The sequence below is a fragment of the Bacillus sp. FSL K6-2839 genome, assembly GCF_038003365.1.
Lineage (GTDB): Bacteria > Bacillota > Bacilli > Bacillales > Bacillaceae > Bacillus.
Window position 1 is genome coordinate 2,661,542 of record NZ_JBBOOZ010000001.1, and the last position, 15,697, is coordinate 2,677,238.

The 15,697-nt window shown below is 41.8% G+C and carries 14 protein-coding genes and 1 riboswitch; of the genes, 2 read left to right on the plus strand and 12 right to left on the minus strand.

Translation table 11 applies throughout. The annotated features are described in order from the left end of the window. Positions 1–8 precede the first annotated feature (8 nt). From MHH26_RS13770 to MHH26_RS13810, 9 genes are all read right to left on the minus strand, one after another. Positions 9–1,502 (minus strand): UxaA family hydrolase, encoded by a 1,494-nt coding sequence (locus MHH26_RS13770; protein ID WP_340973718.1) that lies wholly within the window; start codon positions 1,500–1,502, stop codon positions 9–11. Next, entirely contained in the window at positions 1,499–2,956 is a 1,458-nt protein-coding gene (locus tag MHH26_RS13775; RefSeq protein WP_340973720.1) for a tagaturonate reductase, read from the minus strand. The genes MHH26_RS13770 and MHH26_RS13775 overlap by 4 nt, the downstream gene beginning before the upstream one ends. A gap of 59 nt (positions 2,957–3,015) precedes the next feature. Beyond that, positions 3,016–4,026 carry a LacI family DNA-binding transcriptional regulator gene (locus MHH26_RS13780; protein WP_034659952.1) on the minus strand — a complete coding sequence of 337 codons (1,011 nt, stop codon included), beginning with the start codon at positions 4,024–4,026 and terminating at the stop codon, positions 3,016–3,018. Between the two features lie 68 nt (positions 4,027–4,094). Continuing rightward, complete coding sequence (gene uxaC / locus MHH26_RS13785) at positions 4,095–5,531, minus strand: glucuronate isomerase (protein ID WP_340973723.1); 1,437 nt, start codon at positions 5,529–5,531, stop codon at positions 4,095–4,097. Between the two features lie 137 nt (positions 5,532–5,668). After that, positions 5,669–7,423 (minus strand): HAMP domain-containing sensor histidine kinase, encoded by a 1,755-nt coding sequence (locus tag MHH26_RS13790; protein WP_066030418.1) that lies wholly within the window; start codon positions 7,421–7,423, stop codon positions 5,669–5,671. Between the two features lie 3 nt (positions 7,424–7,426). After that, on the minus strand, positions 7,427–8,149 hold the full coding sequence (locus tag MHH26_RS13795) for a response regulator transcription factor (RefSeq protein ID WP_034659958.1): 723 nt from the start codon (positions 8,147–8,149) through the stop codon (positions 7,427–7,429). A gap of 175 nt (positions 8,150–8,324) precedes the next feature. Further along, positions 8,325–9,140 carry an ABC transporter ATP-binding protein gene (locus MHH26_RS13800; RefSeq protein ID WP_060597288.1) on the minus strand — a complete coding sequence of 272 codons (816 nt, stop codon included), beginning with the start codon at positions 9,138–9,140 and terminating at the stop codon, positions 8,325–8,327. A 19-nt stretch (positions 9,141–9,159) separates the two neighbouring features. Then, a complete protein-coding gene (locus MHH26_RS13805) occupies positions 9,160–10,182 on the minus strand; it encodes a FecCD family ABC transporter permease (protein WP_307500229.1) in 1,023 nt (340 codons plus the stop codon). Next, positions 10,183–11,235 (minus strand): FecCD family ABC transporter permease, encoded by a 1,053-nt coding sequence (locus MHH26_RS13810; RefSeq protein WP_340973726.1) that lies wholly within the window; start codon positions 11,233–11,235, stop codon positions 10,183–10,185. Positions 11,236–11,494: 259 nt separating this feature from the next. Here MHH26_RS13810 and MHH26_RS13815 point away from each other — a divergent pair, with 259 nt between their 5' ends. After that, positions 11,495–12,433, plus strand: coding sequence for an iron-hydroxamate ABC transporter substrate-binding protein (locus tag MHH26_RS13815; RefSeq protein WP_340973728.1), 939 nt, complete (start codon positions 11,495–11,497; stop codon positions 12,431–12,433). A 36-nt stretch (positions 12,434–12,469) separates the two neighbouring features. Here MHH26_RS13815 and MHH26_RS13820 read toward each other — a convergent pair whose 3' ends face one another. The 3 genes from MHH26_RS13820 to MHH26_RS13830 all read right to left on the minus strand — a co-directional run bounded on the left by MHH26_RS13820 (position 12,470) and on the right by MHH26_RS13830 (position 15,023). After that, positions 12,470–13,876: an amino acid permease gene (locus MHH26_RS13820; protein ID WP_060597291.1), complete on the minus strand. Its 1,407-nt coding sequence runs from the start codon at positions 13,874–13,876 to the stop codon at positions 12,470–12,472. 192 nt (positions 13,877–14,068) lie between these two features. Further along, positions 14,069–14,247, minus strand: a riboswitch (Lysine riboswitch). A 121-nt stretch (positions 14,248–14,368) separates the two neighbouring features. Next, on the minus strand, positions 14,369–14,512 hold the full coding sequence (gene sspJ / locus MHH26_RS13825; RefSeq protein WP_034659969.1) for a small acid-soluble spore protein SspJ: 144 nt from the start codon (positions 14,510–14,512) through the stop codon (positions 14,369–14,371). A gap of 82 nt (positions 14,513–14,594) precedes the next feature. After that, the gene (locus MHH26_RS13830; RefSeq protein ID WP_034659971.1) at positions 14,595–15,023 is read right to left on the minus strand and encodes a MarR family winged helix-turn-helix transcriptional regulator; all 429 of its coding nucleotides are present in this window, start codon (positions 15,021–15,023) and stop codon (positions 14,595–14,597) included. A 171-nt stretch (positions 15,024–15,194) separates the two neighbouring features. Here MHH26_RS13830 and MHH26_RS13835 point away from each other — a divergent pair, with 171 nt between their 5' ends. Next, entirely contained in the window at positions 15,195–15,686 is a 492-nt protein-coding gene (locus MHH26_RS13835; RefSeq protein WP_307500231.1) for a metal-dependent hydrolase, read from the plus strand. Positions 15,687–15,697 lie beyond the last annotated feature (11 nt).

A 15,697-nucleotide genomic window follows, 5' to 3' on the forward strand; every position in this document is an offset into this window, starting at 1 on the left:
CAGTCGCCTTAAAGTGTGACACCTGTTTTGAAAATAGCCAGCTCTCTAAAATTGTTTTTTTCATGATTTAATAGCTTTCCGCTCGCCACATCAATGACAGTTGAAATGAATTTTTCTAACACAACATCTTCTCGTACATCTTCAAGCAGTTCTCCCGCATTAAAGTCAATCCAGTGCTTTTTTGTTTCATATAAGGCTGTATTCGTCGATACCTTCATTGTTGGAACAAACGTGCCGAATGGTGTCCCTCTGCCTGTTGTAAAAAGGACAAGCTGACAGCCGGAAGCGGCAAGAGCGGATGAAGCAACCAAATCATTACCTGGCGCACTTAATAAATTCAGGCCCTTTCGCTTCAGCAATTCCCCGTATCTCAATACATCTTGAATTTCAGAAGTCCCTGCTTTTTGTGTACAGCCGAGAGATTTATCCTCTAATGTCGAAATTCCACCAGCTTTATTTCCCGGGGAAGGATTTTCATATACTGGCTGTCGATGATCCATGAAGTATTGTTTAAAGTCATTGATCATTTGCACAATATTGTCGAAAGTCGCTTCTGATTCCGCTCTCTCCATTAAAATCGTTTCAGCTCCAAACATTTCGGGCACTTCTGTTAACACTGTCGTGCCGCCTTGAGCAACAATAAAATCGGACAGCCTTCCTAAAAGCGGATTTGCGGTAATGCCGGAGAATCCATCTGATCCTCCGCACTTCAAGCCGATTTTCAGCTCAGATAACGGGATCTCTTCACGGTGATCATCTTTCGCCGCATCATAAATTTCCTTGAGTAAAGCGACTCCCGTCTCAATCTCATCTCCTACTTCTTGGCTTCTTAAAAATTTCACTCTCTCACGGTCATATTCACCTAATGTGGACTGAAAATCTTCAATATCATTATTTTCACAACCAAGTCCAAGGACGAGCACCCCTCCAGCGTTAGGATGCTTCACGGCATTTTGTAAAATGGTTTTTGTATTTTCATGATCGTCCCCAAGCTGGGAGCATCCATAATTGTGCTTTAATACAAGAGCTGTTTCAAACGGATGGATGTTTCCACCCATTTCAGCGGTGAATATTTGGATGATTTGATCGGCAATGCCATTCACGCATCCAACGGTTGGGACAATCCAAAGCTCATTGCGAATCCCGCTTTCCCCATTTTTTCGTTTATATCCTTTAAATGTAAGATTCGTTTTTTCATAGGGGTTGTCTGTGAATGAAGGCTCGTATTCGTAATCGAGCTTTCCTGATAGATTGGTTTTGATATTATGCGTATGCACCCATTCTCCAGCAGAAATGGCAGTCGTTGCATGCCCAATGGGGTAGCCATATTTCATGATATTCTCTCTTTGCTTGATATCAGCCAAAGCAAACTTATGACCTTTGGGAACGTTCTCTTTTAAGACAACAGAGTGTCCTTGATGTTGCAGCTCATCCCCTTGCTCAAGCACTTTTAAAGCAATACCGACATTATCTGAAGGGTGAATCACAATAAAATCTTTCATGCCTTCTCCCCCTGACTTTCATATTGATGATGCAGCATTCGTTGAACAGCCGCTCTCATCCCTTGCTCCTGTATGAAGGTAAGCTGATCAGCTACAGCGTGACTCAAATCATCTACATCCGTTAAATTTCTCCCCCATAATGGCTCACATGATAGAATCCTGGCTGCGATCGCTTCATTGGATTGGTTCTCCCCTTCCCAGGCTTCCTTCATAAATGCCATTACAGTCTCATCATCCTTTATCCTTTCTGCATATGCTCTGTAAAAATAAATGAGACTGCTGAGTGAAAACACGAGTTTCATTGGCAGCTGTTTCTTTTGCTCAACATAATCAAGCAATGACGGAAGAACTCGGGTTCGGAACTTGGATATACCATTGAGCGCAATATCGAGCAATTGATGCTTCACAAATGGATTGCAAAAACGATCCCAAACCGATTGTGTATAAAGAAGAAGCTCATCTTGAGAGAGCTCAAGCCCTGGCAGTACTTCCTCCTCCAGCATACGCCGGATGAACGGACCAACATGCTTGTCATCCACAGCTTCTTTTACAGTTTCTATACCAAATGAGTAAGCGATTGGCACCATTGCTGTATGTGCACCATTTAAAATTCGTACCTTGCTCATGCGATAAGGCGCAATATCTTCTACAAAAAGGACATTTAACCCTGCTTTTTGAAAGGGAAGCTCTTTTTGTACGAAGGCAGGTGCTTCAATAACAAAGAGGTGATAATATTCTGCCGTGACAAGCAACTCGTCGATATACCCATCTTCCTTTTGGACAATTTCAGCTGCTTCCTTAGAAAACCCAGGAACAATCCGATCCACAAGCGTATTACAAAACGTGTTGGCTTCCTTGATCCATGTGATAAACGCAGGCGGCAGGTCCCACTCAGCTGCCATGTCTATCACATATTCCTTCAAGCGGTCACCGTTATGTTCGACCAGTTCACATGGAAGGATGATCAGCCCTTTTTGTTCATCCCCAGTAAATGCTTTAAACCGGTGATATAAGAACGCCGTCAGCTTTCCTGGAAAACTGGCTTGCGGTCGATCCTCCAAGCGATCCTCCTTTCTGAGCATAAGTCCTGCCTCTGTCGTGTTTGAGAAGACAAAGCGGAGATCGGGGTTTTCAGCTACGTATAAAAAACCATCGTAATCCGTATACGTACTGATTCCTCTGCTGATCGATTGAATGATCATGCGCTCATTCATTTCTTGCTGGTCATGATAGCCCTGTATACATAAAGTATATAAGCCATCTTGCTCATTTAAAGCCGCAACGGATCCTTTTCGCGGAGGAACAACAACAGCTCTTCCTTTAAAATCTGTGCAGTCGTTCAGCTTCTGGATGTGCCAATTAATAAATCCTCGCATAAAATTCCCTTCACCAATCTGTAAAATCGTTTCCGGATACTCAGGCACAGGGTACATGGCTTTTGATAAACGTTTCAAATGGATTCCCCTCTCTTCGTGATATGCACACGTGAACATTTATCTTTAAAAGGTGCTGATTACTGCACCTTTTTGACTGAATCTCTGATCATCAGCTCTGTGTGGACATAGATTTTTTCCATATGATCTTCTTCCTGCTCTTCACCGTTTATGACTGATAGGATGGCTTCTGCACCAAGTGCACACATTTTTTCGATTGGCTTTTTCACCGTTGTCAGTGCAGGCGTGGTATAGGATGAGAATGCTATATCATCAAAACCGATAATAGAGATATCACCTGGACACGTCTTGCCTTTTGCATATAAAGCATTCATCGCACCAATGGCCATATCATCGTTAGAGCAAAAAAGCGCTGTTGGCGGATGATCAAGGGTCAGGAGGGATTCCATTGATTCATAGCCGCTTTTCATGTGGTAGTCGCCTGTGATCATATATTCTTTCTTCATAGGAATATGGTGATCAATTAACGCTTGGAGAAAGCCAGCTTTTCTCTCCTGAGTCGATTTAAAGCCTTCTTTTCCTTCAATGATGGCGATTTGATGATGGCCTTGCTGAATGAAATAGTGCGCTGCCTGATATGCTCCTTGACTATCATCTGCTAATATATTCATCACTTCATTACTTTCTACACGGCGATTCAGCACAATGATTGGAATGCCCTGTTTCTTGACATGATGGATAAACGCTTCATCGTGCTCGCTTTGACTCATAAGCAAAATGCCATCGTAGCGCTGTTTATGAATGGTTGTGTAATCGTGAAAGTCGTCAATTCCCCTTACAAACAGATTATAATGCTCAGTCATCACGCTATTGACGCCCTTTAACGCATCTACAAAGAAGCTTGAAGATGTGCCTTCTGTTAAACTCGTAAAAAACAGACCGATTGTAAACGATTTTTGTGATACAAGACCTCTGGCATGGACATTCGGTGAATAATTCAGCTGTTTTGCAATCGACAAAATCTTTTGTTTTGTCTTCTCTTTAATAAAAGGACTATTATTCAAAGCCCTTGATACCGTAGTATGAGAGACGTTTGCCAATTTTGCTATGTCTTTAATTGTGACTGTCATGCTATTCCGCCTTTTATGATTTTTTTCCATCTTATCATAAAACCGCTTTCATTTTCTTACCTTTTTCCTCATGTGATTTTACTTTGATGCTGGAGCTGTTTTGCCCGGTCAAATTGAAAATATTGCTTGGCATTTTCATAGCTGATTCCTTTCACGATCCCCCCTAACAGCTCAAGGTCATAGGGGACTTCTCCTTTTTCTACCCAATCTCCGATGATATCACAAAGCAGTCTTCGGAAATATTCATGCCTTGTATACGACAAAAAGCTTCGTGAATCAGTCAGCATCCCGATGAAACGGCTGATCAGTCCAATACTGGAAAGAGCCATCATCTGCTCTGTCATTCCTTGCTTCGTATCATTAAACCACCAGGCTGTGCCGTGCTGCATCTTCCCCGGTGTCTTCCCGTCTTGAAAGCTTCCAGCCAATGTTGATATCACCACATTGTCCCTAGGATTCAAGGAATAGAGAATGGTGTTTGGCAAAGCATCTTCTTGTTCTAAACGATCTAATATTCGGCAAAGCGGCTTTGCAATGTCCTCATCATTCATCGCATCATACCCCGTATCTGGTCCGAGCCGCTCAAACATTTTCGTATTGTTGTTTCTAAGCGCATTGATATGAAGCTGCATCGCCCAGCCACGCTCACAGTAAGCCTGACCTAGCATAATGAATGTCTCTGTTTTAAACTTGATCTTCTCTTCTTCCGTCAATGGATGACCAGACATTCTTTTATGAAAGATGGTCTCCACTTCTTCTTCTGTCGTTTCTTCATATGTCATTTCATTTATAGCATGATCTGAGATCAAACAGCCGTGTTCATGGAAGAAATCGATTCTTGCACGGAGTGCTTTTAAGAAGTCTTGGTAGGATTGTATTGGAGTAGCTGAAACCTCTGCCAGCTCGTGAACATATTTTGCAAACAGATCATTCGCTATATCGAGTGCTTTATCAGGTCGAAACCCTGGGAGCACTTGTACAGAGAATTCCTCTTCCCGCAGTTTTTGATGATAGTGAAGCGAATCGACCGGATCATCTGTTGTCACAACGGTTTCAACGTTTGATTTCACAATGAAGTCTCTCGCACCAAATCCCTCTCCTTGCAGCTTTTCATTGACTTTCTTCCAAATAATGTCTGCGTTTTTTTCGTTTAATAGGTCTTCGACTTCAAAATATCGTCTTAGCTCTAGATGAGTCCAGTGATAGAGTGGATTTCCAATGGTCATGGGTACGGTCTTCGCCCACGCCAAAAATTTCTCATGATCTGATGTATCCCCCGTAATGTGCGTTTCAGGGATGCCATTTGCTCTCATGGCACGCCATTTGTAATGATCTCCATAAAGCCATGCTTCGGTGATATTTTGGAAGGTTTTATTTTCATAGATGTCTTTAGGACTTAAATGACAATGGTAATCTATAATTGGAAGGTCCTTTGCAAACTCATGGTATAGCTTTTCCGCCGTTGGACTGTTTAGTAAAAACTGCTCATCTAAAAAGGCTCTCATCAAACTCCCCCATCCCTCTTATCGTATGAAAAATAATTTGTTCACGTTAACAATTTAATTGTAATCGTTTACAAAGTTGATTTCAATCCTAAAACAGGAAAAAACGATCTCCTTAAGAAAGGAAAATCGTCTTTTGCCTATTTTACAGAAGGTGATTTTTTAAGGATAATCGCAATAGTTGTTCCAGCACCTAGTTCACTTTCCACTTGAATATCACCGTCATGCAGCAAGACAAGCTCTTTTGCTATTGCCAGCCCAAGTCCTGTTCCATTCGTTGGGTCATTTGTATTTGTCCCTCTGTAGTAGCGGTTAAATAAGTGATCTACCGTTTCTTGTGCCATTCCGCATCCGTTGTCTTTCATTTCTATCCGAACTTCTTCATTTGTTTCAGATAAAACAGCTGTAATATGAGTGCCTTTTTGGTTATGCTTGACTGCATTCGCCAGCAGGTTCTCAATCACTCGTCTGAACCAGGCTTTGTCGATCTCAAACATGACACCGTTTGTTTGATCTTCAAAAGAGGATGAAAAATCCTCAGAAAAGGAGCTTCTTGAAAACTCGTCCATAATAGAGGCTAAAAATTCACCCAGCTCGACCGGCTTTCGATTAATAGGCAAGGCCCCATTTTTCAATCGGTACGTGAGGTTTAAATCCTCAATCAAGGTCGACATGTATTCTGATTTCTCACGAATCACCTGTCCCATTTCCATGACTTCTTCCTTGGACCATTGATATTGATCAGATTCAAGCATGAGCCCATAACCGTAAATCGTACTAAGAGGTGTTTTCAAATCATGCGACAATCCTGCAATCCATTCTTCCCTTGTGGTTTGAATTTTTCTTCGGTTTGCTTCATTCTCTTTTAATGTAAGCGTGAGCTGATCCATTGTTTTTAGGATATCCTCAAATAATCGGTATTCCCGCTTAATACGACCTTTTTTATTTTTACTGATTGGAATTCCTTTTCTATTTGTTGGTTCCTGCAATTTATTTCTAGATAAGAAAATCAGCCAGCGGATAATGTGATAGATCGGCAGACCATAGCGATACGAGTACCATAATGTCATGACGATAATAATAGTGAGTGCAAGACCTGCAATCAAGATGGTTCTATATTGATTTAAAGCATCTGTCTCTTTATCATACAATTCGTCTGGACTATATACTTTGTTTGGTACCGAAACGATCAAATATAGACTTTTATTCACTCTGATATAAGATAGGTCACTTCTAAACTCCCAAGGCTTCGATTGGTACTTAAGCAATTCAACATCTGTTACGTTATGTTTCAAATCGTTTTTGGCTCGAATGCCTTTTAAGTATTTTCCTTCTTCATTAAACAGGTGTACCGATCCATTCATTCTTTTCAAGAATTCTATCGTTTCAAGCGAATATTGAGAAAGTGCAGCCAGATTTTTCTCATGCTGCTTAAGATAATTGGCTACCTTTGTGCTGTTCGTTTTGAACCCATATAACACGATAAAGCTTTCTTGATCAATCTCAATTGGCCAGAAGTACATCTTGTAATCTTTAAATTGTCTTTTTTCAAAGATCTTGATCATTTCATCCTTTTGATAGGATGTCGGAATATTTTTAGGAAGGTGATAGCTATATACGTTATGTTTTTTTGAATCAATCACTTGCAGCCAGCCGTCACGTTTTTTCACTGCTTGCTTGAGTTGATCTTCGGCTTCCATTTTGCCATCCTCGTTAAAATAGAGCCAGCTCATGAGTGTGTCCCCATCAGCCTTTGTTAAACCAGTTTCGGTCATATTCTCATAGTATTTTTTATAATATAGATTCTCAGTAAACGTATTCCCGATCAGCAGAATCGCAATGACGATAAACATCTGTCCGACAAAGTGAAAGAAAAGTTTTGTTCGTAAATTCATGAATTAATTAAGAACCTTCACAGGGTGCGGAATAAATTTATATCCCATACCACGGATGGTCACAATATATTCAGGCTGACTTGGATCTAATTCAATCTTTTCTCTCAGCTTTCGAATATGAACCATGACGGTGTTGTTATCACCATACGACGGGACGCCCCATACTTTCTCATAGATTTGATCTTTTGAAAGAACCACATTCGGATGATCACAAAAGTACTTCAGCAAGGATAGAAGCTGAGCTGAGCATGCCGTCATCTCTCCTCTCACTTTCAGTTCGGCTGAATGAGGATGATATGAGAAATGGGCATATTCATATTGGTTTTGAGCCTCTTCTTGCTCTTCCTGTAAGGAGATATATGTTCGGTTTAAGTGAGCCTTAATTCTAGCCACAAGCTCTAGCGGATTAAATGGCTTTGTAATGTAATCATCTGCCCCCTGCGCAAAGCCGGTCAGTTTATCTACATCAGACGTTCTTGCAGTTAAATAGAAAATGGGTGCTTTCGTATATTTTCTCATTTCAGGAAGAACATCAAAGCCAGACTTACCGGGCATCATCACATCTAGAAGTAAGAGGTGGATGTCCTCGTTTTTGACAACATCTAATGCTTCATCTGCATGGTAGGCTTTATAAATATGCTTGAATCCTTCTTTTTTTAATACGCGTTCAACCATTTTTACAATTGCTTCTTCGTCATCTGCAATCAATATTTTTGCTGTTTCCACGCATCTCTTTCCTTTCTAGCTATGATCTCTAACCGTATATTACCATTGTCTAAAGTAAAAAAGTACCTCTTTTCTGCATAAAAGCGAAAAAATATCAACTGGAGAAAATGGCAGTACTAGGAAGTTTCAGAGACGCAAAAAACTCGGCTATTCCACCGAGTTCCTTTTACTTCTATTATCCATTCACAGCTTCTAGCTTTCTTTCATGATTCATTAAGTCATATGTTAAACAGATCGGCTTATTTGTTCTAGGATCAAGTACAATTTCTGCATCAATGTGGAATACCTGACCAAGCACCTCTTTGGTCATGACCTCATGAGGCGTCCCATCTTTGATGACTTTTCCTTGATTGAGGGCTATCATGTAATGAGAAAAACGTGCCGCATGATTCAAATCATGAATGACCATCAACACAGTTCGTCCCTGCTCTCTGTTTAACCGTTCTAACAGCTGAAGAATCTCGAGCTGATGCGCAAGATCCAAATACGTCGTTGGCTCATCTAATAGAAGAAGTTCTGTTTCCTGGGCAAGTGCCATCGCAATCCATACACGCTGACGCTGTCCACCGGAAAGTGCTTCAATTGGCCGGTCATGAAAAGCGATCATGCCCGTTTCCTCAAGTGCCCATCTGATGATTCGTTTATCTTCATTTGATAAGCGACCAAATCCATTTTGATGTGGGAAACGTCCATATGACACAAGCTCATACACTGTCAGTCCGCTTGGTGCTTCGGGCGTTTGCGGTAAGATCGCCATTTGTTTTGAAATTTCTTTTGTAGGCGTTTGATGAATAGCCTGGCCATTTAAGTAAACAGCTCCTTGATGGGACTTCATGATCCGGGACATTGTTTTTAAAATCGTTGATTTCCCGCATCCATTCGGCCCGATCAGTGTTGTCACCTTGCCTTTTGGGATACTGATATTTAAATCATCTACAATCAAACGGTCCTGATAACCGATACAAAGCTTTTCTGTTTCGAGCGATTTCATATGTTTTTCTCCTTTCTCATTAGTTCGTTTTCATCAATAAGTAAATGAAGTAAGGTGCGCCTAAAGCAGAAACGACAAGGCCAACTGGCACCTCTGATGGTGCAAGTATGACGCGGCCAAGTGTATCTGCCAGTAATAATAACAGTGCGCCAATCAACGCGGAGGCCGGTATCATTCCTTGATGCTTTGGCCCAACAAGCTTTCTCGCCAAGTGCGGTGCGGCTAACCCTAGGAACGAGATACTACCTGCAACAGCGACACTTGCACCTGCTAATGCAACGGCAATCAGCATCAGAAAGCTTCTTTCTTTATGAACCGAAATCCCTAAGCCATAGGACAGCTGGTCACCTAAATTCATGATATTTAAGTAGCGTGCTCTCACAAGCGCTAACACAAGGAAAATGAGCATCCATGGAAGAACAGATAGGACATACGTCCAGCTTGAGCCCCAAATGCTTCCTGATAACCACACGATGGCTTGGTTAAAATCATTTGGGCTCATTTTTAATTGAATGACCACAATTGCTGCTGAAAACGCAGCATTAACGCCAATTCCCGTTAAAATCAATCGAACAGGTGTGATGCCTTTTTTCCACGCTAACACATAGATGAGAAATGCAGCAAAGCCTGCACCTGCAAATGCGAAAAGCGGCAGTACAAAAATCGTCAAATTACCTAAGTTCGACATCGAGCCTTGGAATGCAAAGATAAAGAGCACAACGGCAAATCCTGCGCCCGCATTCACACCAAGAATACCGGGATCAGCCAAGCCGTTTTGAGAAACACCTTGCCAGATAGCTCCTGATACAGCGATGGAAGCACCAACAAGTAAAGCGATGATCATTCTTGGAAGTCTGAATTCGAACAGCACCAGCTCATTCATTTCACTTCCGAATCCAAAAAATGTTTTCAATGTATCTATCGGAGAAATACGAATTTCTCCGGTATTTAAACTAATCAGAAATACAGCGACGATGGCTAAAAAGATCATGAGCATCGTTCGTTTATATTTCTTTTTCTTTGCCTGCTGCACCATTTCCATTTAAATTCCGCTCCTTTCACGTCTAGCTAAATATAAGAAGAAAGGAACGCCTATAATCGCAGTAATGGCACCGACTGGCGTTTCAAATGGAGCATTGACCAGCCTTGCAGCAATGTCTGCATAAATTAACAAAATGGCACCTAAAATAGCTGAGCAAGGGATAATCCATCGATAGTCCACTCCGACCAAGAATCTAGTGACATGGGGAATGACAAGCCCGATAAAACCAATTGAGCCTGCCACCGACACAGCAGCACCGGTTAAAAGAATTACGACCAATATTCCTAGCACCTTGACCGTTTTCGTATACTGCCCGAGCCCTTTAGCCAATTCATCACCTAAGCTCAGTACAGTGATCGAGCGAGCAAGGATCATCGCAATCAAAAGTCCTGCAATGGCGACTGGAATAATGACCTGAATGTTGCTCCAATTCACACCTGCAACGCCGCCCGCATACCAAAAGCTCATGTCCTGAGCGACGTCAAACCGGATGGCAATTGCTGAAGAGATGGAGCTTAAAAGTGCTCCAACCGCCGTACCCGCCAGTGCGAGCTTCACTGGGGTCAGTCCTCCCTTAGACAGAGTACCGACACCAAACACAATAGATGCACCGAGTGCGGCTCCAGCAAATGACCAAAGAATTAATGTGAAAGAAGATTGGCCTGGGAAAAATGCAAATGCTATAGCAATCGCAAATGCAGAGCCATTTGTCACGCCCATAATTTCAGGAGACGCAAGCGCATTTCTTGTCATCCCTTGCATAATGGCACCTGATACGGCTAAAAAGGCACCGACGAGTGCAGCCCCAACTGTACGCGGCAGCCTCAATTCCCGGATGATTTGATGTGAGGTTTGCTGTGGATCAAAATGAAAAATGGCTTCCCATACAGTGTGTAGATGAATGTTTGCCGCTCCTAACGATACCGATAAAAAAAGACCAAATGCTAAAGCGACGATTCCTATGATGACAACAGCTGCTGTTCCAAAGGGCTTCGTGACAATATCCATTGCATCGTCCTTGGCTGGCAGCTGTTTATTCGATTGTGAGCCCAAAACCAGTCTCTTCCTTTCCGTTCATATCTATTTCTTATCAGTGATAATGATTATCAATATCGAAGTCTAGTATATCATTTTCTTTTCTTTTTGAAATCATTGTTCTGAACATTTTCTTTATTTTCATCAAAAAACCGGGAGAAATTCACCATTTTTCTTTAGGTCCTAAAATAGCCGATGCAATTTTCATTCCATCATGTTACGATATAATTGAAATTGAGAATCATTATCATAAGAAAGTGAATAGGAGAGAATCTTTGTGAAAAAACGATCTGGATTTCTTTTGATTTCCTTAGCCATTCTTATGCTTTTTACAGCTGCTTGCGGCAGCACTTCAAATAAAAAATCTGGCGCCAACCAGAATGACACAATCACCTATCAGGATGTCAAAGGTGAGGTCAAACTCCCTAAAGATCCGAAACGAATTGTGCTTCTGGCAGAAAGCTACTACGGAGACCTCGTGACACTTGGCAAGACGCCAATTGCTGCAACTGCACCCATCTTTAAAAACCCTTTCTATAAGGGAAAAACGGATGGTGTCAAAAACCTTGGAACAACCCCTTCTGTGGAAAAGGTAGCCGCTTTGAAGCCAGATATGATTATCGCTTGGGGAGAAGACGAGAAATTTGATCAATACAAAAAAATTGCTCCAACCGTTGCAATTAAATACAATCAATATTCCTTTAAAGATCAGCTAAAAGAATTCGGTAAAATGACAGGTACACCGAAAAAAGCAGCAGAATGGATCACAATATGGGATACAAAAATAGCTGAGGTAAAACCTAAAGTAACAAAAGCGGTCGGCAGCAAAACCGTTTCAATCGTGTCGCCTTTTGATAAAGGTATTTATATCTTTGGAAACACCTTTGCGCGCGGAGGCGAAATCATTTATGACGAGCTGAAATTACGTGCGCCAAAGGCAGTTAAAAAAGACGCTATCGACAGCGGTGTCGGCTATGCAAATATTTCCCTTGAAAAGCTGCCAGAATACGCAGGCGACTATATTTTCACTAGTCCATGGAGTGGTTCAAAAAGTAAAGGAGACCAAGTGTATGAAAGCAGCATTTGGACATCACTGCCTGCTGTACAAAATAAACACGTATTTGAAATCGATCCTGTCGGGTACTTCTTTAATGACCCAGTTTCACTAGAAGGACAGCTTGAGTTTATTGTGGACCGATTAACATCCGCATCATAAAAAAAACGTTTCTCCATTTCTGGAGAAACGTTTCCCTTATTCCGTTCCTTTGGCGAATCCTTTTGACATGAATGGATAAAGCAAAATACCTACTAAAAACAGACCGATGCCAAGTCCAAATGTTTTCAAATCAGCTGTGCCTGATATAATGACCCAAGCGGAATACCCCATCGCAACAAGCGCAATGATTCCGTCTCTTGTTCGCTTCCCTTTTTGAAGATCATACGTGTCACCTTGCATGATGACCTTAAAACTATAGATCGAAGACACAATATACGGAATGAGATACGCAAGTGTCGCTGATGTCGTTAAAAAGGTAAAAGCTTCATTAATCGTACGGGACATCACTGAGAAAATAAACAGTTGTGACATGATATTTGTAACCGTCAAAGCAAAAACAGGACTGCCTTTTTTGTTTGTTTTTGCAAATACTGCTGGGAAATCGCCAGCCTTTGCTGCTTGATACGGTACTTCTGAACCAAGTAAGATCCAGCCAAGCATCGAGCCAAATAAACAAATGATCGCAAGCAGTGCCATGACTATTCCGCCCGCCGGTCCAATAATGAGCTGAAGCACGTCAACGAATGGTTTATCTGAGCCTTGCAACTGATCATGCGGCAGGACGCCCATTGTAATCAATGTAATAATCATGTAGATGGAAAGTGCGATTAAAAGACCTGTAATCGTTGCACGTTTCACATCGCGCTGCGAGGATGCTCTCCCTGATAAAATCACAGCTGATTCGATGCCAATAAATGCCCATAGTGTGGAAATGGCCGCATGATGAATTTGGCCTCCAAGTCCGAGCACTCCTTCGCCTTCTGCTGCAACTGGGAAGTAATAATGTTCAAATAATGCCGTTTGGAATGCAAATAATCCCGCAACAATAAAAAGGACGAATCCAAGTACCTTTGAAAAGGTCGTAATAAAGTTTAACTTACTTGCAGCACTTAAGCTTGTAATTAAGATAGTATGTGTTCCCCAGAGAAGAATGGTACATACAATAAAGGTTGTCAGCTGACCAAGTGTGATCGCTTCTTTTCCAAAGGTGAAAATCTCCGTCTTCACGGTGAGAATAGGGAAAAATGTCGTTAAATAACCGGCAAGACTCGTAATAATTGCGACATTACTAATCCAGCTTGCCACCCAATATCCCCAAACCATTGTAAAACCGGCCGCTTTCCCTTTTTTCGGATCGTTAAAAAGCGCTCTTGCATAACTTTGTGGTCCAGCCGTCAGCTGCGGCTTATGAATGGACAAATGCCCAAAAACAAGTGCAATCATCAGCACACCGCCACCTGTGACAAGCCATGCCATCGTCACACCTAAAGGACTGGCATGCTGGGCAAGTGTACTTGGCAGCATAAAGATGCCTGACCCTACCATATTTCCGACGACAAAAGCCGTCAATAACCAAAAACCCCATTTTTTTGTCTGTTCCATTTCCGTACCTCCGTTATATTCACTTCGGACCAGACCCGGCAGTATCTTCATTGATATATTTGTGAAGCAATGACTTGTATTCTTTATGTTCATCATGGGTCACTTTCTTAACAGCATACCCTTATCTTAGATACTCAGAACATAAAAAAAAGCCTGAACAACAGTCCATGCTTTTCAAAACATACACCTTGATCTCCGGATAGCCCTCCACGCTTCAAAGACGTGGCAGTCCTGCATTTATTCAATGCAGACCCAGCATAAAGAAAGTTGGAGCTCTCTCTACACTTCGGCGCTGATGCCTTTTTTCTCATGATCTTCGATTCCATCTCTCCCATGAGTGACTCATCATCCGCGCAACCTCTACCTCACTGAGACATAGCGTGAGGATTTCTATTCATTTTTACTACACGAAGGTTATCAAACATTCTCACATCTGTCAAAGGGAAAAACATAGAAAAAAGGCAGAGAATCATTTCTCTGCCTATTACCTGCTTATTGATCGTTGTTTTTCTTCTTTTGTACAGCTTCCTGAAGCGGATCGCCTGCTAGCTCTTTGCTTGCTTCTTCTAACAGCTGATCTACTTGCTTGTGGTCTTGCTCGCTTTTCGCCTTTTTATCCTTTTGGAAAAATGACATCGCTGTTTCCTCCCTTTTCATAAAATGCGGTTGCCTGTATAATTTGTGCTACAGTGCGCCGCATTATACAAGGTGGAAAGGCTCAATCATCATGAAAGGTCTGTCTCATTTTTTGCAGATACGTCAAAAAGGTCTTTAAGTCTTCCTTTGTGAAGTCTGACATCATATGCTGAATCACCTTTCCGAAAAGACGTGTATGCTTTTCATAAATCGCTACCCCTTTTTCCGTAGCTTCTAACCGGACTAGCGTGGGGTCGTCTTTGTCACGTTCTCTCTGAATATAGCCCTGCTCACATAATTTATTGAGTGCAATGGAGGCTGCACCTGGGTTTAAGGAGAGTCTTTGTTTCAGCTCTTCGGCATGTGATACTTTGCCTTGTATCAAAATAGAAAGAGCATATATCTGCGGTGGCGTGATGTCTTTTTCTAACTCAAGTAACTTGCGGTTTAATTTACGGCTGACTTCATAATGTACGAGAACAATTTCTTTTAAAATGTCTGCATTACTCATCCGAATCGCATCCTTATCGTTAGTATCAACATGACTTCCCCCTTATTATAGAATGTTTTTCCAATCAGCCAACCCTTTTATCCTCTTTTTCTTGAGAAATAAGCCTTGCTGAATGAATTCACCCTTGATATAGTGAGTACTTGAACAAAAGATAGAACAGGAGTACGCATCATGACAGGAAAAACACACATTATGGGCGGAATCGCCGCCTCAGCGGCCGTCGCCTACTACTACGGACTCGACCCAGTCATCATGGCTGCAGCTGGATCAGCAGGTGCTCTGATCCCCGATCTTTGCCATACAAAAAGTAAAATCGGCAGAAAATTTCCGCTGCTCTCGACACTAATCAGCAGCGTGTTCGGTCATCGCACGTTTACACACAGTTTATTATTTCTGCTGATCATTTATTTTCTCGCGACAACATACATTCCAAATGACAGCTTAAGTACCGGTTTACTCGTTGGAATGGCGAGCCACCTTATCCTTGATGCAGGAACAGTGAACGGCATTAAATTTTTATTTCCAGCTTCCATTAAAGTGCGTCTCCCCTTCTATGTCAAAACAGGCAGCACAGGAGAACAAATCGTACTAGCTGCTCTCACCGTCGTCACCTGCTATTACATCGCCGTCATCTGCGGCATATCTATCCCAATCCAGTTCTAACAGAATAAAAA